We start from the raw sequence: 25,193 nt of genomic DNA, 5'->3' as shown, positions 1-25,193 counted from the left end.
CTCGTCCGCGACGGCGGCGACGGAACCGGCCGGCGGCGGGGTGACGGCGGCCATCGCGGTGGTCACGACGCCGTCCGGCTCGGTGCCGGTCTCGACCTCGTTGACGTTGGTGTGGTCGACCGGCTGGCGGCGGGAGACGAGCCAGATGCCGACGCAGGAGGCGGCGAGGAAGGCCGCGACGACGTAGACGCCCCAGTCGCCCTGGCGGGCGACGTACTCGGCACCCGCGCCGACCAGGCCGGCGGCCGGCAGGGTCAGGCCCCAGGCGACGAACATGCGGGTGGCGGTCGACCAGCGGACGACACCGCCCTTGCGGCCCAGACCCGCACCCATGACGGCGCCGGAGACGGAGTGCGTGGTGGAGAGGGAGAAGCCCAGGTGGGAGGAGGCCAGGATGACCGTGGCCGCGCTGGTCTGGGCGGCGAAGCCCTGCTGCGGCTGGAGGTCGGTGAGGCCCTTGCCCATGGTGCGGATGATGCGCCAGCCGCCGAGGGCCGTGCCGAGCGCGATCGCCGTACCGGCGGAGACGATGACCCAGACGGGCGGGTTGGAGCCGGGGGCGAGGGTGCCGCCGGCGACCAGGGCCAGGGTGATGATGCCCATCGTCTTCTGGGCGTCGTTGGTGCCGTGGGCGAGGGAGACGAGACCGGCGGAGGCGATCTGGCCGACGCGGTAGCCCTTGGCCGTGTCCTTCTCGGAGGTCTTGGCGCCGATCTTGTACGTCAGCTTCGTGGCCAGCGTCGCGGCGATTCCGGCGACGATCGGCGCGGCGACGGCCGGGATGAGGACCTTGGAGACGACGACCTCGCCGTTGACGCCGCTGACGCCGATCGAGGCGACGGTCGCACCGATGAGGCCGCCCATCAGGGCGTGGGAGGAGCTGGAGGGCAGTCCGACCAGCCAGGTCACCAGATTCCAGAGGATCGCGCCGACGAGCGCGGCGAGGATCACTTCGGGCTGGATGCCGTCCTCGTTGACCAGTCCCTTGGAGATCGTCTTGGCGACCTCCACGGACAGGAACGCGCCGACGAGGTTCAGCACGGCGGACATGACCACCGCCGTCTTCGGCTTGAGGGCACCGGTCGAGATGGTCGTGGCCATCGCGTTCGCGGTGTCGTGGAAACCGTTCGTGAAATCGAACACGAGAGCTGTCACGACCACAATGGCGAGCAGCAGCGTGATGTGTTCCATTTACCCAGGCAATCGTTCGACGTCAGTGTTTCGTTGAACGTAGGCAACCTGAGTGAACGGAAGATGAACTGGGCCGGGCGACGTGGTGTCCCTAACCGGTGTCAAGAGGTTCCGCTTATCGCCCGGGGGTGCCCGGTGTCCACGATGCGGTCACCCCGGAACCACGGGCATCCCAGTCCTCCCGGGGCACATACGACCTGTCCCGCTTCCTCCCCCGGCGTCCCGTTCCGCTCCCTGGACATGGCCATCCGACCGGGGGACCCCGCGGAGGAGACCCATGTCACTCCCCGGGGCGACCCTTCCGCTTCCCCCCTGCCGGGTCCGTCCGGTGGCAGCCCCACCCCGTCCTGCCGACACTGGGGAGGTGCGCCCGGCTACAGCGACGGCAGCGGCCGTCACCACCCTGATCGGTGTCGGCGCGGCCGCGGTGGCGGTCGGCCGGTACGCCAGCGACGTCGCCCTCAAGGCGCCGTCCGGACGACCACTGCCCGGAGACCCGGGACTCACCGTGCACGCCACGGACCCCGAGCGGATCACCCTCACCCGCAGCCTCGCCTCACTGCGCCCCGGCACGTACGGGATGGAGGGCCCCGGCCTGCACGCCGTCCTCGGCCCCGTCCTCGACCGGTTCCCGCACACCGCCGACACCGTCGTCCGCCGCCTGGAACGGGTCGAGCTCGGCGCCCCCGGGCCCGGCGCCCGCGTCCGGCTCACCCCCCAGCTGCACCGGGGCACCCCGACCAGCGCCCTCGGGCTCGCCCACGAGGACGTCGAGATCCCCGGCGAACTCGGCCCGCTGCCCGCCTGGCTCGTCACCGCCCCCCGCACCACCTGGGTGATCGCCCTGCACGGCCTCGGCACCACCCGCGAGCACCCGCTGAACCTCGTCCCCTTCTACAACCGCCGCAAGATCCCCGTCCTCGTCCTCGCCTACCGGGGCGACGAAGGCGCGCCCGCCTCCCCGGACGGCCTCGCCCACCTCGGCGACTCCGAGTGGCGGGACGTCGACGCCGCCATCCGCTACGCCGTCCGCCGGGGCGCGCGGAAGGTCGTCCTGCACGGCTGGGGGACCGGCGCCACGATGGCCCTGCGCGCCGCCGCCGAGTCGGGCGTGCGCGACCGGATCAGCGGCCTCGTCCTCGACTCCCCGGTCCTCGACTGGGAGGCCACCCTCCGCAACCTCGCGGCGGCCCACCACGTCCCCGGCCCCCTGCTCCCGCTCGCCGTCCGCGCCGCCCAGGGCAGGACGGGACCGCACGGCGACCTCCTCCGGGAGGCCTCGGAGCCGGACGCCCTGCGTGTCCCCGTCCTCCTCTTCCACGGCCCCGACGACACGATCGCCCCCTGGGAACCCTCCGTCGAACTCGCCGCCCGCCGCCCCGGTCGGGTCAGCCTGCAGACCGTGCGGCACGCCCCGCACGCCTCCATGTGGAACGCCGACCCGAACCGCTACGAGGAGTCCCTGCGCCGCTTCCTCACCCCGCTGCTCTGACGGCACTTCCGATTCCGATTGGGCTTTCGGGCCGTCAGCGGGAAGACTGCCCCCGTGACGTCTCGAAAGCCCGATGAACCATTGGCGCGCAACTCCAGACTCCGACTCGTCCGCCCGCGGGCGCTGGCCACCGCCCGACGGGCCGTGACGACCCGGCGCACCCGGCCGGCGCCGCGGCCGCCCGAGGGGACTCCGCCCCGCGCGGAGCTCGCCCGCCAGGCCCGGCACGTCCTCGCCGATGCCGTACGGATCGCCCGCTGGGCCGCCGTCGAGCACGGCGCCGACATCGCACCCCGTACCGGCCCCGGAGCCGGACCCGCCCAGGAACGGGCCGCGGCCGCACTGGACCTGACGCCCGGCCAGATCCGGGCCGGCTGGGACCGCGCCCGGCTCGCCGGACTCGTCGAACTGCACGGCGACACCGCCCGCCCCGGCTGGCGTCTGCACGCCTGGGACCGCGACGACTCCGCCGTCCTGCGCGGCTGGGTCGCCCTCTTCGACGCCTGGTCCCTGGTGCACCCGGCCCCCGAGGGGGTCGCCCCGAGCGCCGTCGCCGAGGTCGTCGAGGCCGTCCCGCAGGTCCTCTCGCTGCTCCAGCTCTCCCAGGGCCCCGTCCTCGTCCCCGCCCTCCTCGACCTCCTCGGCCAGCGCGTCGAGGAACTCCGCGAGGAGCGCTGCGAGGTCCCCGCGACCGAGCAGACGCCCGAGTCCGCGGACGCCCCCGCCGGTGACGGGCTCCCCGCCCTCCTCGACTGGGCCCTGGAGGGCCTGGCCGCCGTCGGCGCGCTCACCCTGGACGCCGGCACCGGCGAGCGCCACGCCACCCTGACCCCGCTCGGCAACTGGGCGGTCTGGGTCAAGCTGGAGCAGATCTGCGTCGCCGCGCAGAGCCCCGCGGGCAACATCGAGCAGTCCGCCGAGGACATGCTCCGCGGCTGCGCCCGGCTCACCCCGGGCCCGGCCCGCGACGAGTACCGCGCCTGGCTCGCGGCCCGGACCCTGTCCAGCGCCGTGAGCGAACTCCTCGCCGTCGCCCGCGGCGAGGACGCCCTCCTGCGCGGGCTCGCCTTCGAGGCGCTCCGCGTCGTCGGCGCGCCCGCCGAGGCCGAGGTGCGGGCCACCGTCGCCGAGCCCTCGCTGCGCCCGTACGCGCTGCTCTGGATCGCCGAGTACGAGGGGGCCGACCCCGACGACGCCCAGGAGGTGCTGACCCGTGAGGAGTCGACCTGGCTCTGGGTCGACACCGCGGCGGCCGTCGCCGACCACGGCGAGAGCGAACTGCTCGTCCGCCACCTCGACTCCGCCGTGCAGGGCACCGTCCCGGCGCTGCTCGACGAGGTCCGCGCCGTCGGCCACCCCCGTACCGTCCAGGTCCTGGTCGCCCTGGCCGCCGCCCACCCGGACCCGGCCCTGGCCAAGGCGGTCCGCCGGGCCGCCTTCCAGGTCCACACGGGCGGAGCCTGACCCCGCCGGCCAGGCCGGCCCCGGCGACACCGGGAACCCGATCCCGCCGGGTCCGGCCCCACCGGGGGCGGCGGGGCGCCGGAGCCGCCGGGTCCCGGGCCTGCCGGGCGGCGCCGGGGGCGCCGAGTCGTCCGAGCCCGTCCTACCCCGCGCCGCCGGGGGCGTACGTGCCGAAGCTCCACACGTTGCCCTCGGCGTCCCGGGCCGTGTAGTCCCGGGAGCCGTACTCCTGGTCCGTCGGCGGCATCACGATCTCGATGCCGTGCTCCGTCGCCCGGGCGTGGTGCTCGTCGACGTCGTCCACGCGCACGTACACCGCGGTCGGTCCGCCGTCGGCCATGAGCTTGTCGAACGAGGTGCCGCTGCCCTTGCTGCCCAGCATCACCATCCCGTTCCCGCACTTCAGCTCCGCGTGCATCACCCGGCCGTCCTCGCCCTCGTACACGGCGTGTTCGGTGAAGCCGAAGCCCTCCGTGAGCTGTTTGATCGCAGCCTTCGCGTCCGCGTACCGCAGCGCCGGACAGATGTCGGGTGTCCCAGCCATCCCGATCACTCCCTCTCGATGTGACCTGGATCTCAGTCTGGCAGTCGCCACCGACAACTCAGCGGAAGGTGTTGCACCGGGCCATGTCGCCGCTCCGGTAGCCCTCGTAGAACCACTGCTGCCGCTGCGCCGCCGAACCGTGCGTCCAGTTCTCCGGCGTCACCCGCCCCTGGAACCGCTCCTGGATCCGGTCGTCGCCCACGGCCGCCGCCGCGTCCAGGCCGTCCCGGATGTCCTCGTCGGTGAGCCGGGTCAGCAGCGGCCGGCCCGTCTTCTCGTCGGGGGTGGTCGTCGCGTGCCGCGCCCAGACCCCGGCGTAGCAGTCGGCCTGGAGCTCGACCCGCACGGCGTTGGAGTTCGCGCCGGTCCGCCCGTCCTGGGCGCGGCTCAGGGTCCCCATCAGGTTCTGGATGTGGTGGCCGTACTCGTGCGCCACCACGTACGCCTGGGCGAAGGGCCCGCCGGTCGACCCGAACTTGGTCCGCAGCTCGTCGAAGAAGCCCAGGTCCAGATAGACCTGCCGGTCCCCGGGACAGTAGAAGGGCCCGACGGCCGAGCTCGCCGAGCCGCACGCGGTGCCGACCTGCCGGCTGAACATCACGGTGGCGGCGCTCCCGTAGGTGCCGCCCCGGCGCGGGTACTCGCTCCGCCAGTAGTCCTGGACGCTGTTGACGACGGCGACGATCCGGCAGTCCTGGCGCGTGTTGGCGTCCGAGCCCTTCTTGCAGCTCTGGTTCACCTGGGCCGCGGACGAGGAGCTCGCGGCCGGCTCGTCCCCGCCGGAGGAGAGCCCGAGTTGGTCGGGGCCCACCCCGAAGAGCACGCCGAGGATCAGTGCGACGAGACCGATGATGCCGCCGCCGACGGTCGCCCTGCCGCCCGGGACGCGGCTGTTCCGGACGTCCCGCACCTCCGAGGTGTCCAGGTCGGCGTCGTCGTCGAACTGCACGGTCCACCACCCTCCGCGTCGCCGTCGCGGCGGTGGCCGCCGCCCTGCGCCGAGTATCAGGTGATCTCGCGCCTGTCGCCCCTTTTGGGGGGCAATGGCGCGAATATGAGAAACATCTGAAAGTGCCCTCGTCCCCCGCATGGCCGAAAACCAGTTGCAGGTGCCCGTTAGACTGGCCGCATGGCCATTCTCCTTTGGGTGCATTAGCGGCGTCGAAGCCCGCCACCAGCCGTCCTTCCGCCGTTTCCCACCGCCCTGGAGTCTGTCCGTGATCACCGCTTCCGGCATCGAGCTGCGCGCCGGCGCCCGAATCCTCATCGAGTCCGCTTCCTTCCGCGTCGCCAAGGGCGACCGCATCGGCCTCGTCGGCCGCAACGGAGCGGGCAAGACCACCCTCACCAAGTGCCTCGCCGGCGAGGGCCAGCCCGCCGCCGGCACCATCGCCCGCTCCGGCGAGGTCGGCTACCTCCCGCAGGACCCGCGCACCGGCGACCTCGACGTCCTGGCCCGCGACCGCGTCCTCTCCGCCCGCGGCCTCGACACCCTCATCAAGAAGATGCGGATGAACGAGGAGCGCATCGCCAACGGCACCGGCGCCACCCGCGACAAGGCGATGCGGCAGTACGAGCGCCAGGAGACCGAGTTCCTGACCAAGGGCGGGTACGCGGCCGAGGCCGAGGCCTCCACCATCGCCGCCGCCCTCGGCCTGCCCGACCGGGTCATGGGCCAGCCGCTGCACACCCTCTCCGGCGGTCAGCGCCGCCGCGTCGAGCTCGCCCGGATCCTCTTCTCCGACGCCGACACCCTGCTCCTCGACGAGCCCACGAACCACCTCGACGCCGACTCCATCGTCTGGCTGCGCGACTACCTGAAGACCTACCGCGGCGGCTTCATCGTCATCTCCCACGACGTCGACCTCGTCGAGACCGTCGTGAACAAGGTCTTCTACCTGGACGCCAACCGCTCCACGATCGACGTCTACAACATGGGCTGGAAGCTCTACCAGCAGCAGCGCGAGGCCGACGAGAAGCGGCGCAAGCGCGAGCGCCAGAACGCCGAGAAGAAGGCCGCCGCGCTCAACTCGCAGGCCGACAAGATGCGCGCCAAGGCCACCAAGACCGTCGCCGCGCAGAACATGGCCAAGCGCGCCGAGCGCCTGCTCTCCGGCCTGGAGGCCGTCCGAGCCTCCGACAAGGTCGCCAAGCTCCGCTTCCCCGAGCCGGCGCCCTGCGGTAAGACCCCCTTGACGGCCGAGGGGCTCTCGAAGTCCTACGGTTCGCTGGAGATCTTCACCGACGTCAGCCTCGCGATCGACAAGGGCTCGCGCGTCGTCATCCTCGGCCTCAACGGCGCGGGCAAGACGACCCTGCTGCGCCTCCTCGGCGGCGTCGAGAAGCCCGACACCGGCGAGGTCACCCCGGGCCACGGCCTGAAGCTCGGCTACTACGCCCAGGAGCACGAGACGCTCGACCCCGAGCGGACCGTCCTGGAGAACATGCGCTCGGCCGCGCCCGACCTCGACCTCGTCGACGTCCGCAAGACGCTCGGCTCCTTCCTCTTCTCCGGCGACGACGTCGACAAGCCGGCCGGCGTGCTCTCCGGCGGCGAGAAGACCCGGCTCGCGCTCGCGACCCTCGTCGTCTCCTCGGCGAACGTGCTGCTCCTCGACGAGCCGACCAACAACCTGGACCCGGCCAGCCGCGAGGAGATCCTCGGCGCGCTGCGCACGTACAAGGGCGCCGTCGTCCTCGTCACCCACGACGAGGGCGCCGTGGAGGCGCTCGACCCGGAGCGGATCATCCTGCTCCCGGACGGCGTCGAGGACCTGTGGGGCGCGGACTACGCGGACCTGGTGGCCCTCGCCTGACCCCGGAAAGGGCCTCGGGGCCCTTGGGTGATCATCCCGGGCTGGATCATTCGGCTCATGCGTGATCCTTCATCTGAGTGAGGGTCTCTCGTACACCCGGCGCGGTGCTCTGCCGAATCCTTCCGGCAGACCCGCGCCGTACGTGTGTTCCTCCTACCGCGCTGACCTGGCACTTCCCGTGCCGGTCGGTCCGCAGTCACGTTTTCGACTCTGCGGAATATCTGCTTCCGTTCGTGACGACGGCGTACTCGTCCACAAACCCGGCGGCACGGACCTTGTCGAATGGGTGGCCAGGACGGACAAGAGGGGTGATCATGAGAAGTCCAGAGCGCACTTCCCATGAGGAGGCACGGGTGGCCGAGACTCTGAAGAAGGGCAGCCGGGTGACCGGCGCCGCGCGCGACAAGCTCGCGGCAGACCTGAAGAAGAAGTACGACTCCGGTGCGAGCATCCGGGCGCTGGCCGAGGAAACCGGCCGCTCCTACGGGTTCGTCCACCGGATGCTGAGCGAGTCCGGAGTCACGCTGCGTGGACGCGGCGGAGCGACACGGGGCAAGAAGGCGGCCTCGGCCTGACATCGGGGCGGCTCGACCGGTCCACCGGGACCTCCCGGTGGGCACCCGGTCGGCCCTGCGGTCGGCCAGGTGGTTACTGTGCAGTCACTTAGCATCTCGAATGCAGTGCTGCACCGGAACCGGAGGCGCCCCCATGACTACGCTCGACGACTCTGAGCTCGTATTCGACAAGGACGGTGTACGGCTCACCGTCGAGGACGCCGTTGCCACGGTGACCCTGACCAACCCGGCGAAGCGCAACGCCCAGTCTCCCGCTCTGTGGCGGGCGTTGACGGAAGCCGGCCGGTCGTTGCCCGGCAGCGTGCGGGTCGTCGTTCTGCGCGGCGAGGGCAAGTCCTTCTCCGCCGGACTCGACCGGCAGGCGTTCACGCCCGAGGGCTTCGACGGCGAGCCGTCCTTCCTGGAGATGGCGCGCGGGTCCGACGAGGACCTCGACGCGGTCATCGCCGAGTACCAGGAGGCGTTCACCTGGTGGCGCCGCAGCGACCTCGTGTCGATCGCGGCCGTCCAGGGCCACGCCATCGGTGCGGGCTTCCAGCTCGCCCTCGCCTGCGACCTGCGGGTCGTCGCCGAGGACGTGCAGTTCGCCATGCGCGAGACCAGCCTGGGCCTCGTCCCGGACCTGACCGGGACGCACCCGCTCGTCTCGCTCGTCGGCTACGCCCGCGCGCTCGAGATCTGCGTCACCGGCCGCTTCGTGCACGCGGAGGAGGCCGAGCGCATCGGTCTCGCCAACCTGTCCGTGCCCGCCGACGAGCTCGACGCGGCGGTACGGGACCTCAGCGCCGCCCTGCTCGCGGCGCCCCGCGACGCGGTCAACGAGACCAAGGCGCTGCTCCAGGGCGTCTCCGGCCGCTCCTACGAGGAGCAGCGCACCGCCGAACGCGCCGCCCAGGCCCGCCGCCTGCGCGACCTGGCGGGCCTCGGCGACTGAGACGCGCCCGGCCGGTGCGGGTGTCCGACTGACGCGCCCGCCCGGCTGGCGCGTACGGCTCGGCCGGGGTGCCCGCCTGCCGTGCGCACCGGACCGCCCCGCACGTCGGCCACGCCCGACCGAGCCCGCACCTGCGGCTGGCTGCGCCCGTGCCTGGCTGCGCCCGGGCTCGGCTGTACCTACGGCCGGCTGCGTCCGGCTGAGCCTGCGCCCGGGCTCCGCTGTGCCCGCGTTTGTGCCCGGCTATGTCCGTGCCCGGCCGCGTCTGCGGCTGGCCGCGCCCGCGCCTGGCCGTGCCCGCGTTCGTGCCCGGCTGTGGCCGCAGCCTGACTGCGCCCGTCCGTGGTCGGCCCGCCCGCGTTCAGCGCAGTTCCGACACCAGTACCGTGACCGCGGTCGCCCCGGCGGCGGCCGCGGTCGCGGCGTTCCGGGCCGCGCGGGCCACGTCCAGTGGACGGTGGCCGGCCGTCACGGCCAGCTCCACCCGCACCTGGTCCTGGCCCCGGAGTACCGGTGGCCCCCACGTGTCCGTCACGCCCGCCACGCCCTCGACCCGCAGGACCGCCAGGGCCACCGGATCGTCCGTCGCCGGAGCGGGCCGTCCCGGCGGGGGAGCGGTCGGCTCCGCCGCCGGCGGCTCCGCGTCGAGCAGCTCCGTCACCCGCAGGTCCACCGCCGTCACCCGCAGCCCGAGACCGTCGCGCGCCGCCCCGAGCAGGGCCGCCCGCAGCTCCTCGGCCAGCTCCGGCAGCGAACGGCCCGCCACCGCCCCGAAGTCCGCGGAGATCCGCAGCGCCCCCGGCCCGAGCCCGCCCGGCGGCACCGGAAGGGGCTCCGCCCCCGTCTCCTCGCCGTCCGGGTCGGGTCCGATCCGGAGGCCGCCCGGGACCACCCCCCGTACGGCCGAAGCCGCCGGATCGAGAAAACTCCGCGCCGCGCGCTCGGTGATCCACGCGCCGTCCTCGGCCGCCCCGAGCGGCAGCAGCCTGCCCAATGCGAGGCGGTCCCGTACCGCAGCCGTCCAACTCTCAGCCGTCGTCATTCCCCCAGCCTGCCGCATCCCCAGAGCGAATCGGGGCAAGCGCACTTAGTGTGGTCGAGGAACCCCGAAACATCACAGAAGGGGCTGAATCCGATGACGGACACCACCCACTCCGCCGACCCCGCGGCGGACGACCCGCGCGAACAACGCCGTACGTCCGTGACCAAGCGGGGCGGCGGCGCACCGGCCTCCCGGGGCAGGACGACGATCGCCGACGGTGTCGTAGAGAAGATCGCCGGCCTCGCCGCGCGCGACGTCGTCGGCGTCCACGCCATGGGCAGCGGTCTCTCCCGCACCTTCGGCGCCGTCCGCGACCGGGTCCCCGGCACGGGGGGCGGCAAGGCGAGCGTCACCCGAGGGGTCAAGGCCGAGGTCGGCGAGGTGCAGACCGCGCTCGACCTGGAGATCGTCGTCGACTACGGCGTCTCCATCGCCGACGTCGCCGGAGACGTCCGGGAGAACGTCATTGCCGCCGTGGAGCGGATGACCGGCCTGGAGGTCGTCGAGGTCAACATCGCGGTCAGCGACGTGAAGCTGCCCGAGGACGAGGAAGAGGAACCGGAGCCCAGGCTCCAGTAGTCGTCGGAACCCCGGCGACAGCGGCCAGGAAAGGGGCTCGGAATGAGCATGGCGGTGGTCGGCCTGTTGGCCGGCATGGCTCTCGGCTTCGCCGGATACTTCGGCGGCTTCGGAGCGTTTGTACTGGTCGCGGCCCTCGGGGCGATCGGCTTCGTGGCCGGTCGGTTCCTCGAAGGGGACCTGGAACCCGGCGATCTGTTCCGGGGCCGCGAACGCGGCGACCGGCGGCGGTGACCCGGGGTGGTGACGGATCTGGCGGACGACCCGGCACGGGACGGGGTGCGGGACCGGGGGGCGACCACGATCGCCGACCGGGTCGTCGCGAAGATCGCCGCGCAGGCGGCCAGGGAGGGCCTCGACGCCCTCCCCGCAGGGGGGTCGAAGCCGCACGCCTCGGTCGTCGTCCACCGGGAGATCGCCCGCGTCTCGGTGAGCCTCGACCTCGACTACCCCTCCGACGTGGGCCGCCAGTGCGGCGCCGTCCGGAACCGGGTACGCACGCGCGTGGAGGAGCTCGTCGGCCTTGAGGTCCACGAGGTGACCGTCCACGTCGAGCACCTCCACTCCGCGCACACCCGCCACGCCACGCCGAGGGGCCGTCTCGCATGACCACCACCCCGGAACCGACCCCCGCAGCGGGCCCCGGCACCGATGCACCGGCCGCGCACGTGCCACACGTCCGCCGCTTCTGGTCCGTCCGCCGCATCCCCGCCGCCCTGCTCGCGGCCGTCGTCCTCGGCGGCGCCGGGCTGCTCCTCTACGACGTCGCGGCGGTACGGGCCGACCGGTCCGCGATGGCCTGGCGGCGCGAGCTCGCACACGCCCTCGCGACCCGGCCGCTCGACGACGTGGTCATCGTCGCCGGCGCGGCCGTCGCCGTCGTGCTCGGCATCTGGCTCCTCGTCCTGGCCGTCACTCCCGGGCTGCGCGCCGTCCTCCCGATGCGCCGCGAACACACCGACGTCCGGGCCGGCCTCGACCGCGAGGCCGCCGCCCTCACCCTGCGGGACCGCGTCATGGAGGTCTCCGGGGTGCAGTCCGTACGCGTGCGCGTGGGCCGCGCCAAGGTCGCCGTCCGGGCGGTGTCCCACTTCCGGGCCCTCGACGAGGTGCGGGCCGATGTGGAGACGGTGCTCGCCGGCGCCGTCGCCGAGCTCGGCCTCGCCCGTCCGCCCGCGATGAGGGTACGGGTGGCCCGGCCGACCCGGAAGGAAGGGAAGCGCAAGTGACCGTGGTCCTCCGGCGCGTCAACCGCGTCCTGCTCGGGCTCGCCGGGCTGCTCCTCGTCCTCGGCGGCGGTGCCGTCCTCGCGGCAGCCCTCGACCTCTCCGTACCGTCCTGGTGGCCCTGGTCCGGCCCCGACGACGTGCTGCTCACCACCGCACAGCGGCAGCGCTGGCGGGACGAGGGCTGGTGGTGGCCGGTCGTCATCGCAGCCCTCGGGATCGTCGTCCTGCTCGCCCTGTGGTGGCTGCTCGCCCAGTTCCGCCGGGCCCGGCTCCGCGAGGTCCTCGTGGAAACCGGCGACGGCGAGGCGGCGGTGCTGCGCGGCCGGGCCCTGGAGAGCGTCCTGGAGGCGGAGGCGGCCGCGCAGGAGGGCGTGGCCCGGGCCAAGGTCGCCCTCACGGGCCGCCGGGCCGCTCCCAGGACCCGGATCCGGCTCCTCCTGGAGCCGCACGCCTCCCCGGGCGACGCCCTGACCGCCCTCAGCACCGAGGCCCTCGCCCACGCCCGTACGTCGACGGGCCTGCCGAAGCTGCCCGCCGAGGCGCGCCTGCGCGCGGTGAAGCACCGCGCCCGCAGGGTCGCCTGAGCATCAGAATCCGGCGCGCGCCCCGCCGTCCACCGGCAGCATCAGGCCCGTCAGGTACGAGGCGGCCGGCGAGAGCAGGAAGGCCGCCGTGTTCCCGAACTCCTCCGGGGTGCCGTAGCGGCGCAGCGGGATCGTGAGCTCGTTCGCCGCGCGGGCCGCGTCCGCGTCGCCGGAGAGCGCGTCCAGGGAGCGGACCCGGTCGGTGTCGATCCGGCTCGGCAGCAGGCCGACGACCCGGATCCCGCGCGGGCCGAGGTCGTTGGAGAGCGACTTGGCGAAGCCGGCGAGACCCGGGCGCAGCCCGTTGGAGATGGTCAGGCCGGGGATCGGCTCGTGGACGGAGCCGGACAGGACGAAGCCGATGACCCCGCCCTCGGTGAGCGTCTCGGCGGCCGCGCGGGCCAGCCGCACCGCCCCCAGGAAGACCGTGTCGAAGGCGGCCGCCCACTCCTCGTCGGAGTTGTCCGCGGCGAAGCCGGGAGCCGGGCCGCCGACGCTGATCAGGATGCCGTCGAAGCCGCCGAACCGGGCCCGCGCCTCGGCGATCAGCCGGGCCGGGGTCCCCGGGTCGGCGTTGTCGGCGGCGACACCGGCCGCACCCTCGCCCAGTTCGGCCACCGCGTCGGCGACCGTCTTCTCCTCGCGCCCGGTGATCAGCACCTTCGCGCCCTCCGCGAGCAGCGCCTCGGCGGAGGCACGGCCGAGCCCCCGCGTCGCACCGGTCACCACGTACACACGGTCCTTCAGTCCCAGATCCATGGGCCCTATCCTGCCGTCTCCTCGGCGGCGAGCGCCAAGGCGGTCCCGACGAGTCCGATGTGGCTGAACGCCTGCGGGAAGTTCCCCAGCTGACGCCGCGCCACCGGGTCGTACTCCTCCGCGAGGAGCCCCACGTCGTTGGTGAGCGAGACGAGCCGCTCGAAGAGCTCGCGGGCCTCCTCCGCGCGGCCGGTCAGCCGCAGCGCGTCCGCCAGCCAGAACGAGCAGACCAGGAAGGTCCCCTCCTGCCCCGGCAGCCCGTCCAGGGCCGTCGAGTCGGGGCTGTACCGGCGCAGGAACCCGCCGTGCATCAGCTCCGCCCGTACGGCGTCCACGGTCCCCACCACCCGGGGGTCGTCCGGCGGCAGGAAGCCGACCTGCGGGATGAGGAGGGTGGCGGCGTCCAGCTCGGACGAGCCGTACGCCTGGGTGAAGGTGTTCCGCACGGGGTCGTACGCCCGCTCGCACACCTGGGCGTGGATCTCGTCCCGCATCGTCCGCCACCGCCCCGCGTCCCCCGGCAGCGAGGGGTCGTCCTCCAGGGTGCGGACCGCGCGGTCGGCGGCGACCCAGGCCATCACCTTCGAGTGGGTGAAGTGGCGGCGGGGCCCGCGGACCTCCCACAGGCCCTCGTCGGGCTCCCGCCAGGTGGATTCCAGGAAGCCGAGGAGACTCAGCTGGAGGTTCCAGGCGTGCCGCTCCGGCGGGATCCCGGCCTCACGCGCGCGGTGGAGGGAGTCCATGACCTCGCCGTACACGTCGAGCTGGAACTGGTCCACCGCCGCGTTCCCGGTCCGCACCGGTGCCGAGTCGGCGTAGCCGCGCAGCCACGGCAGGCTCGTCTCCGGGAGCCGGCGCTCACCGGCGGGGCCGTACATGATCTGCAGGTCGGCGGGGTCGCCCGCGACCGAGCGCAGCAGCCAGTCCCGCCAGGCGCAGGCCTCCTCCTCGTATCCGGCGGCGAGCAGCGCGCCGAGGGTGAGGGAGGAGTCGCGCAGCCAGCAGGCACGGTAGTCCCAGTTCCGCACGCCGCCGAGTTCCTCCGGCAGGGAGGTGGTGGGGGCGGCCATGATCCCGCCGGTGGGGGCGTACGTGAGCGCCTTGAGGGTGATCAGGGAGCGCAGCACCGTCGCCCGGTACGGGCCCCGGTAGGTGCAGCGGGCCGTCCACTCCCGCCAGTCCGCGAGGCACTGCTCCAGGGCCTCGAAGGGGTCGACGAGGTCGGGGCGCGGCTCGTGCGAGGGGTGCCAGGTCAGCACGAAGGCCACCTTCTCGCCGGCGGCGACGGTGAAGGCGGACTGGGTGGAGAACTGCTGGCCCCAGGTCTTCACGTGCGGCTCGCTGCGCAGCCAGACCGAGTCGGGTCCGGCGATCGCGACGCGGTGGCCGTCGGCCCTGCGCACCCAGGGCACGATCGAGCCGTAGTCGAAGCGGAGCCGCAGCACGGAGGCCATCTCGACGCTGCCGCTGACCCCCTCCACGATCCTCATCAGGTCGGGGGCCCTGTCCCGCTGCGGCATGAAGTCGACGACCTTGACGGTGCCCGTACGGGTCTCCCAGTAGGTCTCCAGGACGAGGGTGTCCTCGGCGTAGCGGCGGGTGGTGCAGGTGGTGGCGCCCTTGGGCGCGAGGGTCCAGTGGCCGTTGTTCTCGTCGCCGAGGAGGGCGGCGAAGCAGGCGGCGGAGTCGAAGCGGGGCAGACACAGCCAGTCGACCGACCCGTCGCGGCCGATGAGCGCGGCGGTCTGGAGATCGCCGATGAGGGCGTAGTCGTCGATACGTTGCGTCACGCTTTGGGCTGTTCCCGGAAGCGGCGACGGCCAATCAGAGGGACGCGGTGGCCTGCGTCTCGGCCGTGTCCGGCTCCGGGGGTCCGGAGGCGTCGGAGGTGGTACCCGCCTCGCGGTCGCGCTTCTCCCGGCGCACCAGGATCACCCAGCCGACGGGCACCCCGGCGGCGAAGAGCCACCACTGCACCGCGTACGCCATGTGCGGGCCGATCGAGTCGTGGTCCGGCTCGGGGATCAGCTCGGGGGTGCCGCCGGCCGGCTCGGGCGCGGTCTGCTCCAGGTAGCCGCCGAGCACCTCGCGGCCGATGAGCTCGGCCTGCTGCCGGCTGTTGATGAGCATGACCTGGCGGTCCGGCAGGCCCTTCAGGTCCTTGATGCCGCTGGCGCCCGTCGTCTCGTCCGCCTGGAGCCGGCCGGTGACGGTCACCTCGCCCTTGGGGGCGGGCGGCACCTGGGGGAAGGAGTGCTGGTCGGCGGCGGCCGGGATCCAGCCGCGGTTGACCAGGACGACCTTGCCGTCGCGCAGGACCAGCGGGGTCAGGACGTGCACGCCCACCTGGTCGTCGGAGGAGGTGCGGCGCCGGACGACCACCTCGTGGGCGGTGTCGAAGGTGCCGGTGGCGGTGACCTGGCGCCAGTAGTCGGCGCGCGGGACGGTGTGACCGGGGGAGGTGAGCTCCTCGACCGGGAGCGGCTTCGCCTTGAGGTTGTCCGCGATCAGGGCGTTCTGGGCGACCCGGTGTTCGTGCCGGTGGAACTGCCAGAAGCCCAGCTCGATCATCGTCGGGACGAGGACGAGGGCGACGAGGGTGAGGATCACCCACTGCCGGGACAACAGGAAGCGGTACACCCCATGACCGTACCTTTCGGTTCACGGGGTGCACGCACGGGGGGTTCGGGTGGTTCGCGGCCACCCGCCCAGGATCGTTTCCTCACACCCTGTCGACGATGCCCGCCTTTCCCTCGGCGCGGGCGCAGTGGCCGCCGCAGTACCAGCTGCCCTCGACCTCGACGCCCTGTCCGATGATCTGGACCCGGCAGTGTTCGCAGATGGGCGCCATGCGGTGGATGGCGCAGGCGAAGCAGTCGAAGACATGAACCGCGCCCTGTGCATGAACCTCGAAGGACATGCCGTAATCGTTTCCGCAGACCTCACAACGTGCCATGCGCCACAGGGTGGAGCGCCCGGCGGGCGCGCGCAGCTCGGCGCGCCCGCAGGGCCGGGGGTGTCACCCGTCTGCCGGGCTCACGTCCCGCAGCAGCTGGGTGTAGGCGGCCTCGTCGACGACCGGGGTGCCGAAGGACCTGGCCTTGAGGGTCTTGGAGGTGGCGGCGTCCGGGTCGTTGGTGACGAGGAGGCTGGTCAGCCGGGAGACGCTGGTGGCGACGTGGAGGCCGGCCTCGACGGTGCGGTCCTCCAGGAGCTCGCGGTCGACGGAGGTGTCGCCGGAGAAGGCCACCCGCATGCCCTGCTTGAGCGGTTTGTCCGACTCGTAGCGTCCGGGGTTGGGGTACGGGCACGGCGGGCGCTTCCGCGAGGGGCGCCAGCTGCCCGCCCGGTAGGAGGACTGCCCGCCGGTCCGCGGCTGCGCGGGCGCCGAGGCCCACTCGGTCAGCGGCCGGCACTCCAGGAGCGGCAGCCGTACGTTCCGCTCGGCCGCCGCGTGCAGGCTGGGCCGGAAGGCCTCGGCGAGCACCCGCGCGTCGTCGAGCGCGTTGTGCGCGCGCTGCTGCACGACACCGAAGTGCGCGGCGAGCGACTCCAGCTTGTGGTTGGGCAGCGGCAGCGACAGCTCCTTGGCGAGCGCGATCGTGCACAGCCGCTGGCGCACCGGCGCGGCGGACTGCGCGCGCGCGTACTCCCGGGCGATCATCTGCCAGTCGAACATCGCGTTGTGCGCGACGAGCACCCGGCCGTCGAGGCGCGCCGCGAATTCCGCCGCGATCTCCGGGAAGAGCGGCGCGCCCTCCAGGACGTCGCTGGTCAGGCCGTGGATCCAGACCGGCCCTGGATCGCGCTCGGGGTTGACGAGCGTGTACCAGTGGTCCTCGACGTTCCCCTGGGCGTCCAGCCGGTAGACGGCAGCGGACACTATCCGGTCGTCGCGGGCGAGTCCGGTGGTCTCCACGTCGACCACCGCGTACCCCTGCGGGTAGGCGGCCGGCCACATCGCTGCTGTCGTACGGTCGTCAAGCACGGTCATTGAGAATACGGCCCGAGACCGACAGTCCCGTCCCTGGTGTCTTCGATCTCACTTCGGGATCTCACTCCGGGCGCCCGCGAGCAGGCCCTCCACCAGGGCCCGTACGGAGTCGGCGAAGAGCCGCTCGGTGTCGATCGGCGCGGCCAGGGCGCGCGCGAGGGGCCCGTCGGCCTCGGCGTCCTCCCCGCGCCACAGCTCCTCCTCGGCGGGGGACTGGGCAGGGGCCCGCTCCCGGTTGCGCTCCACCAGGACGTAGCCGACGACCTGGAACTGCACGGCGCGGACGGCCCGCGCGGCCTGCGCCCCGCGCAGCCCCGCCGCGTGCGCCTCGTGGACCAGGGCCCGCTGGGCCGGCAGGAACATGCGTTCCGTGAGACCCCGCTCGTGGACCATCGCCACCAGGTGCGGGCGCTCGCGCAGGGCGCGGCGCAGCGCGCGGGCCACCGAGACGATCCGCTCGGCCGGGGTCGCGCCCCGGGGGCGGATCGTGCCCAGGTCGGCGACCGTGCGGGCGACGAGGGCGTCGAGGAGCGACTCGCGGTTGCCGACGTGCCAGTAGATCGAGGTGACCGCGGTGCCGAGCTCGGCGGCGAGCCGGCGCATCGTGAGCGCGTCCGGGCCGTGCTCCCTCACCAGGGCGGCCGCGGTGTCCAGGACCTCGTCGCGGGTCAGCGCGGAGCGTGCCATCGAATCCCCCAACTCCTCTGCGTGCAGACCTCTTTACCCTTCGTCGGCAGCCGTGTAACTGTGTTACAGGCCGACGATCCCGAAGGGTGGTACGTCATGGCACGAGTACGGTACGGGGCGCGCAGCGACGCGGAGGCGGCAGCGGCCCGCGAGCGGTCCGCCAAGCTCCCCGACATCTGGTCCACCGGTGTGGTCGCCGTCTGGGAGACCGACCCGGACGTCGTGGCGGCGGTCCTGCCGCCCCCGCTGAAGCCCACCGCGCGCCCCCTCGTGCGCGCCAACATCAGCAAGGTCGACCTGCCCGGCTATCCGCTCGGCGCCGGCTCGGTCGCCGTGGCCGCCGCCCACGGCGACCGCGAGGGCTGGTACCCGCTGGTCATGCCGATGACCCACGAGCGGGCCCTGATCGGCGGGCGCGAGGTCTTCGGCGAGCCGAAGAAGCTGGGCGAGGTCACCGTCGAGCGCGACGGGCTCGTCGTGCGCGCCGCCCTCGCCCGGCACGGCATCGCCTTCGTGGAGGTGCGCGGCGCGGTCTGCGAGACCCTGCCGCCGCCGGAGCCCGTCGAGAAGACGGACTTCTACTTCAAGTTCCTGCCGGGCGTGGAGGGCACCGGCTTCGACGCCGACCCCGTCCTCGTCCACTGCGTCCGCAACGAGAAGGTGCGGAAGCTGGAGCGGATCACCGGCGACGTGGTCCTGCGCGAGTCCATGTACGACCCGGTCGCCGACCTCCCCGTCCGCCGGCTCGTCGAGATCACGATCGGCGAGAAGACCACCGACCAGAAGGGCACGGTCGCCGAGCGCGTCTCCGCCCGGGACCTGCTGCCCTTCGTCCACCAGCGGTACGACGACCCGCTCCAGATCCTCGACGGACCCCCGGAAGGAAGTGCCTGATGGAGCTGCGCGCGGGACAGGTCGCCGTCGTCACGGGCGCGGCGAGCGGCATCGGCCTCGCGATGGCCCGCCGCTTCGCCGCCGAGGGCCTCGCCGTCGTCCTCGGGGACGTCGAGCGGGGCGCCCTGGAGGCGGCCGCCGACGAGCTGATGGCGAGCGGGGCGCAGGTCCTCGCCCGGACGGTCGACGTCTCCGACCCCGACGAGGTACGGGCGTTCGCGGACTCCGCGTACGACACCTTCGGCGCCGTCCACGTCCTCTGCAACAACGCGGGCGTCGGCTCCGGCGCCGAGGGCCGCATGTGGGAGCACGAGCCGAACGACTGGAAGTGGGCCTTCTCCGTCAACGTCTGGGGCGTCTTCCACGGCATCCAGGCCTTCGTCCCGCGCATGCTCGCGGGCGGCGAACCCGGCCACGTCGTGAACACCTCCTCCGGCGACGGCGGCATCGCCCCGCTGCCCACCGCCTCCGTGTACGCGGTCACCAAGGCGGCCGTCGTCACCATGACCGAGTCGCTGTACGCGCACCTGAAGGCCGAGCACGCGCGCGTGGGCGCCTCCGTCCTCTTCCCGGGCCCGCACATGCTCCGCACCGGCCTCTGGGAGTCGCACCGCAACCGGCCCGAGCGGTACGCCAAGCAGCGGCCGCGGAAGAGCCCGTACCGCAGCCTCGACCAGTACGAGGCCGCGATGAAGGAGGCGGGCCACGAGGTGACCTTCACGCCGGTGGAGGAGGTCGCCGAGCACGTCGTCGACGGCATCCGCGCCGACCGCTTCTGGATGCTGCCGGAGAGCGAGCACAGCGACCGCCAGATCAAGGCGCGCTCGCGGTCCATGCTCGACCGCGCCAACCCGTCGTACCTGGAGAACTTCATCCTCGACTGAGGGGCTTCGCCGACCGAGGGGCTTTCGCCATGAGCAACGAGCACCATGATGACCCGTATCTGATCATCTCCTCCGACTGTCACGCCGGACTGCCCACCGAGGAGTACCGGCCCTATCTCGACCCCCGCTTCCACCGGGACTTCGACGACTTCCTCGCCGGGCGCGAGGCCCGCCGGGCGGCCATGACCCGGCTCGGGGTGCGCAACGAGGCCTTCGCGAACAAGTGGTTCAGCGACAACGAGGAAGGCCTGCGCGGCGGCTGGGACCCCGCGCAGCGGATCAAGGAGCTCGACGGCGACGGGGTGGCCGCCGAGGTCGTCTTCCCCGACGCGGACGCCGTCGACAGCCAGACCGCCGCGCCCTTCGGCGTCGGCCTCGGGCTCTCCGGCGACCAGGACCCGGAGCTCGGCATGGCGGGCGCGAGGGCGCACAACCGCTGGCTCGCCGAGTTCGTCTCCGCGAACCCGGCCCGGCACTGCGGGGTCGCCCTCCTGCCCGTCACCGCCGACGTCCGCGAGGTCGTCGCCGAGATCCACCGGGCCAAGGAGTCCGGGCTCGGCGCGCTCATGATCCCCTCCATGTGGGTGGACAAGGCCCCGTACCACGACCGGCGTTACGACCCGGTGTGGGCGGCGGCCGCCGAGACCGGCATGCCGGTCGTCACCCACTCCGGGGCGGCGCCGCGCGAGGAGTACGGCGACCACCTCGGGATCTACGTCTCCGAGGTCACCTGGTGGCCGGCCAGGCCGCTGTGGTTCCTGCTCTGGTCGGGCGTCTTCGAGCGCCACCCGGGCCTGCGGTTCGGGGTCGCCGAGTCCGGCTGCTGGTGGCTGCCGAACCTGCTCTGGTTCATGGACCGGCTCTACCTCGGCGCGCACGGCGGCAAGAAGCTGTCCCCGTTCGCGGAGCTGAAGCGGCCGCCGAGCGAGTACCTGGACCGGCAGGTCTTCGTCTGCGCCACCAACACCAAGCGGCGCGAGCTCGCGCAGCGGTACGAGATCGGCGTCGACAACATCCTGTGGGGCTCGGACTTCCCGCACCCGGAGGGGACCTGGCCCGACACGCGCGCGTGGCTGCGGAAGACGTTCCACGACATCCCGGTCGGGGAGACCCGGCGGATGCTCGGTCTCGCCGCCGCCGAGGTCTTTGGATTCGATATCCAAATATTGGATCCGATAGCCCGTCGCATCGGCCCCACCCCCGCCGACCTCGGCCAGCCCGCGGACCAGGCCGCCGTCGAGGCCTCCTGGGCCCGCTCGCGCGAGGTCGGCCGGCACTGGCTCACCGACCACGACTTCCCGGTACTGGGGGTGAACCCGTGACCGACCGCTACACGGTCGTCTCCGCCGACTGCCACGCGGGCGCCGACCTCCTCGACTACAAGCCGTACCTGGAGAAGAAGCACCACGACGACTTCGACGCCTGGGCGGCCACCTACGTCAACCCGTACGAGGACCTCCTCGCCGACACCGCCGACCGCAACTGGAACTCGCAGCGCAGGCTGCGCGAGCTGGAGGCGGACGGCATCGTCGCCGAGGTCGTCTTCCCCAACACCATCCCGCCGTTCTTCCCCAAGGCCTCGCTCATGGCCCAGCCGCCCACCGGCGCCGAGTACGAGCGGCGCTGGGCCGGGCTCCAGGCGCACAACCGCTGGCTGGCCGACTTCTGCGCGGACGCCCCGGGACGCAGGGCGGGCGTGGCGCAGATCCTCCTCAACGACGTGGACGCGGCGGTCGCGGAGATCCGCCGCGCCCGCGAGGCCGGACTCACCGGGGGCATCCTGCTGCCGGGTGTCCCGCCGGGCTCGCCCGTCCCCGAGCTGTACTCCGAGGCGTACGACCCGATCTGGGCCGTCTGCGCCGAGCTCGACGTCCCGGTCAACCACCACGGCGGCTCCGCGTCGCCGCCGCTCGGCGACGAACCGGCCGCCCGGGCGGTGTTCATGGTGGAGACCACCTGGTTCTCCCACCGGGCCCTGTGGCACCTGATCTTCGGCGGCGCGTTCCGGCGCCACCCGGGGCTCAAACTGGTCCTGACCGAGCAGGGCTCGGGCTGGATCCCCGGCGTCCTCCAGATGCTGGACTACTACCACGACCGCCTGGTCGCGGCCTCGACGAAGGCCTCGACCGCGGAGTCGAAGTTCGGCGCGGGTCTGGCGGAGTCCATGGGCAAGGGCCCCGGCGAGGTCTGGCGGGACAACTGCTTCGTCGGCGCGAGCTTCATGCGCCCCCACGAGGTGCCGCTGCGCGACCGGATCGGCCTCGACAAGATCATGTGGGGCAGCGACTACCCGCACGACGAGGGCACCACCCCGTACTCCCGCGAAGGCCTCCGCATCGCCTACGCGGGACTCCCGAGGGAGGAGGTCGCCGCCATGGTGGGCGGGAACGCGGCCCGCGTCTACGGCTTCGACCTCGCCCTCCTCGACCGCCTCGCCGCCGTCCACGGCCCGACCGTCGAGGAGATCGCCGAGCCCCTGAAGGAGGTCCCGGCGGGCGCCACCAGCCCGGCCTTCGCGAAGGGCGGGTCGGTCCGGGTCTGGTGACCCACCGGGTGCGACCCTCCAGGGGTGACCGAAGCCCCCGTACACGACGAGGCTCCCGGCGGTGACCTCGGCTCCCGTCTCAACTGGCTCCGGGCCGCCGTGCTCGGAGCCAACGACGGCGTCGTGTCCACCGCCGGTCTCGTCGTCGGCGTCGCCGGCGCCACCGAGTCACAGGCCGCCCTGCTCACGGCCGGCCTGGCGGGGCTGCTCGCCGGCTCGATGTCGATGGCGGCGGGGGAGTACGTCTCCGTCTCCACCCAGCGCGACTCGGAGAAGGCGGCGCTGGCCCAGGAGAAACGCGAACTGCGCGAGGACCCGGAAGCCGAACTGGCGGAACTGACCGGCCTCCTGGCCGCCCGCGGCCTCTCCCCGCAGGTGGCCCGCGAGGCCGCCGAACAGCTCACCGCCCGCGACGCGCTGCGCGCTCACGCGCGCGTGGAGCTCGGCATCGACCCCGACGCCCTCACCAACCCCTGGCACGCGGCCGGCGCCAGCTTCCTCGCCTTCACCGTCGGCGCCCTGCTCCCCCTCCTCGCGATCGTCCTCCCGCCGGCCTCCGCCCGCCTCTGGGTCACGGTCCTCTCCGTCCTCGCCGCCCTCACCCTCACCGGCTGGTGGAGCGCCCGCCTCGGCGCCGCCCCCCCGGGCCCGGCGATCCTCCGCAACGCGGCGGGCGGCGCCCTCGCGATGGCCGTCACCTACGGCGCGGGCTCCCTGCTGGGAGCGGCGGGGGTCTGAGGCGTCTTGTGGGAAGCCGCCAAAGCTTGCTGACAGACGGTCTTACTTACTTGTAAGTAATCACGTCTAGCCGAGCCCGGCTCCCACCCCTACCGTCGACGGCATGCCGCCCAACCCGCCCGATGTCGTGCTCTGGTCCATACCGGCGTTCGTCCTGCTCACCGTCCTGGAGATGGTCAGCCACCGCGTCCACCCCGACGAGGACGCCGCCGGGTACGAGGCCAAGGACGCCGCCACCAGCATCGGCATGGGCCTGGGGAGCCTCTTCTTCGACGCGCTGTGGAAGATCCCCGTGGTCGCGATCTACACCGCCGTCTACGAGCTGACCCCGCTCCGCGTCCCCGTCCTCTGGTGGACGGTCCCGCTCATGCTGCTCGCGCAGGACTTCCTCTACTACTGGCAGCACCGCGGACACCACGTCATCCGCATCCTCTGGGCCTGCCACGTCGTCCACCACAGCAGCCGGAAGTTCAACCTCTCCACCGCCCTGCGCCAGCCGTGGACCGGGGTCACGGGCTGGCCGTTCTACCTGCCGATGATCGCCCTCGGCGTCCACCCGGCGGCCGTCGCCTTCTGCTACTCGGTCAACCTCGTCTACCAGTTCTGGATCCACACCGAGCGCGTCGACAGGCTGCCCCGCCCCTTCGAGCACGTCCTCAACACCCCCTCGCACCACCGCGTCCACCACGCCTCCCAGGGCGGCTACCTGGACCGGAACTTCGGCGGCATCCTGATCGTCTGGGACCGGGTCTTCGGTTCCTGGGTCGGCGAGACCGAGCGGCCCGTCTACGGGCTCACCAAGAACATCGAGACCTACAACCCGCTCCGCGTCGCCACCCACGAGTACGCCGCCATCGCCCGCGACCTGCGCGCCGCGCACGGCTGGCGCGAGCGCGCCGGGCGGGTCTTCCGAGGGCCCGGCTGGCAGCCGGAGGCCCGTACCACCGCACCCCACGACCAGACCGCCCCGGAGCCCGCCGCGTGACCACCCCCTCCCGAACCCTGTTCGGTGCCTTCCTCCTCGCCGCGGTCGTCGACCTCGTCTCCCTGCTCGCCGGCGCCGACCTCGGCCACCAGATCGCCAAACCGCTCCTGATGCCCCTGCTCGCCGCGTACGCCGTCACCCGCGGCGCCCCCAAACCGCTCACCGCCGCGCTCCTCCTCGGCTGGGGCGGCGACGTCTTCCTGCTCTCCGACGCCGACTGGGCCTTCCTCGTCGGCATGGGCTCCTTCGCCGCCGGACACGTCTGCTACCTGGTCCTCTTCGGACGGAGGCGTACGTCCCCGGCGCTCGGCGCCCTGTACGCGGCCGCGCTCCTCACCACCGTCGCGCTCCTCTGGCCCGACCTCCCCGCCGACCTGCGGATCCCCGTCGCCGGGTACTCCCTGCTGCTCACCGCGATGGCCTACCGCTCCAGCGCCCTCGGGCCCCTGGCCGGCCTGGGCGGAGCCCTGTTCCTCCTCTCGGACACCCTCATCGCCACCGGGGTCGCCGAATGGCCCCAGCTGCCGGCGCCCGACTTCTGGGTCATGCTGACCTACATCGCGGCGCAGTACCTGCTGACGACGGGAACGCTCCGCGCGATGTACGGTGAACGTCGTACAACCGTCTGACAGCAAGGACCGCCCCTCATGCGCGCCACCACCATCCACGCCCCGTTCGACATGCGCGTGGAGGACGTGCCCGACCCGGTGATCCAGGAGTCCACGGACGTCGTCCTGCGGGTCCTGCGCGCCTGCATCTGCGGCAGCGACCTGTGGGCCTACCGCGGCGAGTCCGCCCGGCAGCCCGGCCAGCGCATCGGCCACGAGTTCCTCGGCATCGTCGAGGCGGCCGGCTCCGACGTCACCGGCTTCGCCGCCGGCGACCTCGTCGTCGCCCCCTTCGTCTGGTCCGACGGCACCTGCGAGTACTGCGCCGAGGGCCTCCAGACCTCCTGCCCGCGCGGCGGCTTCTGGGGCTCGGTCGGCTCCGACGGCGGCCAGGGCGAGGCCGTCCGGGTCCCGTACGCCGACGGCACCCTGGTGAAGCTCCCCGCCGAGGCGGCCGGGGACGACCGTCTCCTCACCGCCCTGCTCGCCCTCTCCGACGTCCTGGGCACGGGCCACCACGCGGCCCTCGGCGCGGGCGTCACGAAGGGCTCCACGGTCGCCGTCGTCGGCGACGGAGCGGTCGGCCTCTGCGGCGTCCTGGCCGCCAAGCGGCTCGGCGCCGAGCGGATCATCGCGCTCGGCGCCGAGC

At 73.1% G+C, this 25,193-nt stretch carries 28 protein-coding genes; 18 read left to right on the top strand and 10 right to left on the bottom strand.

What is annotated here, in order from left to right; genetic code table 11:
* On the bottom strand, positions 1 to 1,191 hold a 1,191-nt coding region (locus tag CCN56_RS25000), incomplete at its 3' end, for an inorganic phosphate transporter (RefSeq protein WP_086830184.1).
* Between the two features lie 364 nt (positions 1,192 to 1,555).
* Between CCN56_RS25000 and CCN56_RS24995 the strand changes: the two genes are divergently transcribed.
* Positions 1,556 to 2,683: an alpha/beta hydrolase gene (locus tag CCN56_RS24995; RefSeq protein ID WP_086830182.1), complete on the top strand. Its 1,128-nt coding sequence runs from the start codon at positions 1,556 to 1,558 to the stop codon at positions 2,681 to 2,683.
* 54 nt (positions 2,684 to 2,737) lie between these two features.
* The gene (locus CCN56_RS24990) at positions 2,738 to 4,147 is read left to right on the top strand and encodes a hypothetical protein (protein WP_373412898.1); all 1,410 of its coding nucleotides are present in this window, start codon (positions 2,738 to 2,740) and stop codon (positions 4,145 to 4,147) included.
* 142 nt (positions 4,148 to 4,289) lie between these two features.
* Here CCN56_RS24990 and CCN56_RS24985 read toward each other — a convergent pair whose 3' ends face one another.
* Together CCN56_RS24985 and CCN56_RS24980 are read right to left on the bottom strand one after the other, a co-directional pair.
* Complete coding sequence (locus tag CCN56_RS24985; RefSeq protein WP_086830179.1) at positions 4,290 to 4,691, bottom strand: VOC family protein; 402 nt, start codon at positions 4,689 to 4,691, stop codon at positions 4,290 to 4,292.
* A 58-nt stretch (positions 4,692 to 4,749) separates the two neighbouring features.
* Entirely contained in the window at positions 4,750 to 5,640 is an 891-nt protein-coding gene (locus CCN56_RS24980) for a neutral zinc metallopeptidase (protein WP_086830177.1), read from the bottom strand.
* Positions 5,641 to 5,908: 268 nt separating this feature from the next.
* On the opposite strand from CCN56_RS24980, the gene CCN56_RS24975 reads away from it, so the two are divergent.
* The 3 genes from CCN56_RS24975 (at position 5,909) to CCN56_RS24965 (ending at position 9,016) form a co-directional block, all read left to right on the top strand.
* Positions 5,909 to 7,507, top strand: coding sequence for an ABC-F family ATP-binding cassette domain-containing protein (locus CCN56_RS24975; protein ID WP_086830175.1), 1,599 nt, complete (start codon positions 5,909 to 5,911; stop codon positions 7,505 to 7,507).
* A gap of 353 nt (positions 7,508 to 7,860) precedes the next feature.
* The gene (locus CCN56_RS24970) at positions 7,861 to 8,082 is read left to right on the top strand and encodes a helix-turn-helix domain-containing protein (RefSeq protein ID WP_006123601.1); all 222 of its coding nucleotides are present in this window, start codon (positions 7,861 to 7,863) and stop codon (positions 8,080 to 8,082) included.
* A gap of 133 nt (positions 8,083 to 8,215) precedes the next feature.
* The gene (locus CCN56_RS24965; RefSeq protein WP_086830173.1) at positions 8,216 to 9,016 is read left to right on the top strand and encodes an enoyl-CoA hydratase/isomerase family protein; all 801 of its coding nucleotides are present in this window, start codon (positions 8,216 to 8,218) and stop codon (positions 9,014 to 9,016) included.
* Between the two features lie 361 nt (positions 9,017 to 9,377).
* Here CCN56_RS24965 and CCN56_RS24960 read toward each other — a convergent pair whose 3' ends face one another.
* Positions 9,378 to 10,058, bottom strand: coding sequence for a hypothetical protein (locus CCN56_RS24960; RefSeq protein ID WP_086830171.1), 681 nt, complete (start codon positions 10,056 to 10,058; stop codon positions 9,378 to 9,380).
* 93 nt (positions 10,059 to 10,151) lie between these two features.
* On the opposite strand from CCN56_RS24960, the gene CCN56_RS24955 reads away from it, so the two are divergent.
* From CCN56_RS24955 to amaP, 5 genes are read left to right on the top strand one after another with little or no spacing between them, the layout of a single operon-like run.
* Positions 10,152 to 10,637, top strand: coding sequence for an Asp23/Gls24 family envelope stress response protein (locus CCN56_RS24955; protein WP_086830170.1), 486 nt, complete (start codon positions 10,152 to 10,154; stop codon positions 10,635 to 10,637).
* A 42-nt stretch (positions 10,638 to 10,679) separates the two neighbouring features.
* A complete protein-coding gene (locus CCN56_RS24950) occupies positions 10,680 to 10,871 on the top strand; it encodes a hypothetical protein (RefSeq protein WP_086830168.1) in 192 nt (63 codons plus the stop codon).
* A 6-nt stretch (positions 10,872 to 10,877) separates the two neighbouring features.
* On the top strand, positions 10,878 to 11,246 hold the full coding sequence (locus tag CCN56_RS24945; protein ID WP_362649736.1) for a hypothetical protein: 369 nt from the start codon (positions 10,878 to 10,880) through the stop codon (positions 11,244 to 11,246).
* Entirely contained in the window at positions 11,243 to 11,866 is a 624-nt protein-coding gene (locus tag CCN56_RS24940) for a DUF6286 domain-containing protein (protein WP_086830166.1), read from the top strand. Before CCN56_RS24945 ends, CCN56_RS24940 begins: the two co-directional genes overlap by 4 nt.
* A complete protein-coding gene (gene amaP, locus CCN56_RS24935) occupies positions 11,863 to 12,450 on the top strand; it encodes an alkaline shock response membrane anchor protein AmaP (RefSeq protein ID WP_086830164.1) in 588 nt (195 codons plus the stop codon). The genes CCN56_RS24940 and amaP overlap by 4 nt, the downstream gene beginning before the upstream one ends.
* A gap of 3 nt (positions 12,451 to 12,453) precedes the next feature.
* Here amaP and CCN56_RS24930 read toward each other — a convergent pair whose 3' ends face one another.
* The 6 genes from CCN56_RS24930 to CCN56_RS24905 all read right to left on the bottom strand — a co-directional run bounded on the left by CCN56_RS24930 (position 12,454) and on the right by CCN56_RS24905 (position 17,890).
* Entirely contained in the window at positions 12,454 to 13,209 is a 756-nt protein-coding gene (locus CCN56_RS24930; protein WP_086830162.1) for an SDR family oxidoreductase, read from the bottom strand.
* Between the two features lie 5 nt (positions 13,210 to 13,214).
* A complete protein-coding gene (locus CCN56_RS24925) occupies positions 13,215 to 14,999 on the bottom strand; it encodes a glycoside hydrolase family 15 protein (RefSeq protein ID WP_086830159.1) in 1,785 nt (594 codons plus the stop codon).
* A 34-nt stretch (positions 15,000 to 15,033) separates the two neighbouring features.
* Positions 15,034 to 15,849 (bottom strand): SURF1 family protein, encoded by an 816-nt coding sequence (locus CCN56_RS24920; RefSeq protein ID WP_086830157.1) that lies wholly within the window; start codon positions 15,847 to 15,849, stop codon positions 15,034 to 15,036.
* 82 nt (positions 15,850 to 15,931) lie between these two features.
* Positions 15,932 to 16,165, bottom strand: a complete 234-nt coding sequence (locus CCN56_RS24915; protein WP_086830155.1) for a hypothetical protein — start codon at positions 16,163 to 16,165, stop codon at positions 15,932 to 15,934.
* Between the two features lie 63 nt (positions 16,166 to 16,228).
* Positions 16,229 to 17,203: a DEDDh family exonuclease gene (locus CCN56_RS24910; RefSeq protein WP_086830153.1), complete on the bottom strand. Its 975-nt coding sequence runs from the start codon at positions 17,201 to 17,203 to the stop codon at positions 16,229 to 16,231.
* Positions 17,204 to 17,251: 48 nt separating this feature from the next.
* Positions 17,252 to 17,890, bottom strand: a complete 639-nt coding sequence (locus CCN56_RS24905; RefSeq protein ID WP_086830151.1) for a TetR/AcrR family transcriptional regulator — start codon at positions 17,888 to 17,890, stop codon at positions 17,252 to 17,254.
* Between the two features lie 96 nt (positions 17,891 to 17,986).
* Here CCN56_RS24905 and CCN56_RS24900 point away from each other — a divergent pair, with 96 nt between their 5' ends.
* From CCN56_RS24900 to CCN56_RS24865, 8 genes are all read left to right on the top strand, one after another.
* Positions 17,987 to 18,784: an acetoacetate decarboxylase family protein gene (locus CCN56_RS24900; RefSeq protein ID WP_086830149.1), complete on the top strand. Its 798-nt coding sequence runs from the start codon at positions 17,987 to 17,989 to the stop codon at positions 18,782 to 18,784.
* On the top strand, positions 18,784 to 19,668 hold the full coding sequence (locus CCN56_RS24895) for an SDR family NAD(P)-dependent oxidoreductase (RefSeq protein WP_086830147.1): 885 nt from the start codon (positions 18,784 to 18,786) through the stop codon (positions 19,666 to 19,668). Before CCN56_RS24900 ends, CCN56_RS24895 begins: the two co-directional genes overlap by 1 nt.
* A 29-nt stretch (positions 19,669 to 19,697) precedes the next feature.
* Positions 19,698 to 20,990, top strand: a complete 1,293-nt coding sequence (locus CCN56_RS24890) for an amidohydrolase family protein (RefSeq protein WP_086830145.1) — start codon at positions 19,698 to 19,700, stop codon at positions 20,988 to 20,990.
* Positions 20,987 to 22,213 carry an amidohydrolase family protein gene (locus CCN56_RS24885; protein ID WP_086830143.1) on the top strand — a complete coding sequence of 409 codons (1,227 nt, stop codon included), beginning with the start codon at positions 20,987 to 20,989 and terminating at the stop codon, positions 22,211 to 22,213. The genes CCN56_RS24890 and CCN56_RS24885 overlap by 4 nt, the downstream gene beginning before the upstream one ends.
* Before the next feature lie 24 nt (positions 22,214 to 22,237).
* Positions 22,238 to 22,951, top strand: a complete 714-nt coding sequence (locus CCN56_RS24880; RefSeq protein WP_086830141.1) for a VIT family protein — start codon at positions 22,238 to 22,240, stop codon at positions 22,949 to 22,951.
* 103 nt (positions 22,952 to 23,054) lie between these two features.
* Positions 23,055 to 23,936, top strand: a complete 882-nt coding sequence (locus CCN56_RS24875) for a sterol desaturase family protein (protein ID WP_086830139.1) — start codon at positions 23,055 to 23,057, stop codon at positions 23,934 to 23,936.
* Positions 23,933 to 24,565: a lysoplasmalogenase gene (locus tag CCN56_RS24870; protein ID WP_086830137.1), complete on the top strand. Its 633-nt coding sequence runs from the start codon at positions 23,933 to 23,935 to the stop codon at positions 24,563 to 24,565. The genes CCN56_RS24875 and CCN56_RS24870 overlap by 4 nt, the downstream gene beginning before the upstream one ends.
* An 18-nt stretch (positions 24,566 to 24,583) precedes the next feature.
* The coding region (locus tag CCN56_RS24865; protein WP_179199978.1) for an alcohol dehydrogenase catalytic domain-containing protein at positions 24,584 to 25,193 on the top strand (610 nt) is incomplete at its 3' end.

It is taken from the genome of Streptomyces sp. NRRL B-24572 (assembly GCF_002156145.1).
Classification (GTDB): Bacteria; Actinomycetota; Actinomycetes; order Streptomycetales; family Streptomycetaceae; genus Streptomyces; species Streptomyces vietnamensis.
This window is presented reverse-complemented; position numbering and strand designations above follow the sequence as displayed.